This is a genomic window from Paraburkholderia sp. RL17-347-BIC-D, from assembly GCF_046027915.1.
Taxonomy (GTDB): Bacteria; Pseudomonadota; Gammaproteobacteria; order Burkholderiales; family Burkholderiaceae; genus Paraburkholderia.
The window spans coordinates 1-783 of record NZ_JARESS010000211.1 but is presented as its reverse complement, the minus strand read 5'-3'; the positions used below and the strand labels follow the sequence as shown (position 1 = coordinate 783).

The following is a 783-nucleotide window of genomic DNA, read 5'->3' as shown; positions in this document are numbered from 1 at the left end:
CTGCTGCGCGAGACCTATCGTGCACAGACAGGACGTGATCCGGAGCATGCACCGAGGCGTACGCCTGAACGGGACCTATGGGGCGAGTTCCAGCAATGGCGATCGGCATACCGGAACGAGCTACGTCGCGCGTGGGATGCGCAGGCCGATCATGAGAGTGAGCGGCGAAAGGCGGTCAAATCGGAGTTCTACAGTGCCCGCAGCGCGCTTGTCGACCGCATCGACCTGTCAGGCGCGCAGCGCCGCGAGCAGCTGTCTGCAGCACGTGTTGCGCGCCTTGAGGCAGAGGCCGCGCTGCGTGTGCAGATTGCGAAAGAGCGGGATGCGCTGAAGGGCGCCGCAAGCCGGCCGTTGACCGAGCAGTATCGTGACTTCCTGCAGGAGCGCGCTCAGAAAGGCGACGAACGGGCGCTGCGTGAGTTGCGCCGGATGCAGCAGATCCGCCTGCGGACGAAACGTGCAGACGACGAACGCGCGGTCATTTTCGGTACGCCGTCTCATGCGGTGACGCGACCGGCAGCCCACGATCGCAACGAGATCATCTACGCGGGCCCGGCGATCACGTACGAGGTGCGGGCCAGCGGCGAGGTCGACTACCGGAAGGACGGCGTGGTGTTCCTCGTCGACGAGGGCCGTACGTTGCGGCTGTGGGATAGCGAGCGCGAGGCGATCGAGATTGCGCTGCGCTTCGCGCAGCAGAAGTTCGGCAGCACGCTGTCACTGTCCGGACCTGATGACTTCCAGGCGGCCGCGGCGCGTGTGGCGGCCGACACACGCATGCGC

General features: G+C 66.2%; 1 protein-coding gene. It reads left to right on the top strand.

Annotated elements, in window-relative coordinates:
* The coding region (locus tag P0D96_RS48205) for an LPD7 domain-containing protein (protein ID WP_408321408.1) at window positions 1–783 on the top strand (783 nt) is incomplete at both ends.